We start from the raw sequence: 250 nt of genomic DNA on the forward strand, positions 1-250 counted from the left end.
GGATCGCGAAGGCAAACCTTTCGAGCTGGAAGCGGACGATCTGCTGGCGATCTGCATCCAGCACGAGATGGATCACCTGATGGGTAAACTGTTCGTCGATTACCTGTCGCCGCTCAAGCGTCAGCGCATTCGTCAGAAACTGGAAAAAATGGCCAAGCTTCAAGCCCGCGCCTAACCGATCAGGAAATCAACGTGTCTGACTCTTTACGGATTATTTTCGCCGGAACACCAGACTTCGCAGCGCGTCATC

The 250-nt window shown here is 53.6% G+C and carries 1 protein-coding gene; it reads left to right on the forward strand.

Annotation, left to right across the window (positions count from 1 at the left end; translation table 11 throughout):
• A partial coding sequence (locus tag ACVHXK_RS18950; protein ID WP_461207954.1) for a peptide deformylase occupies positions 1 to 175 on the forward strand: 175 nt, incomplete at its 5' end.
• Positions 176 to 250 lie beyond the last annotated feature (75 nt).

It is taken from the genome of Clostridium sp. DL1XJH146 (assembly GCF_054819755.1).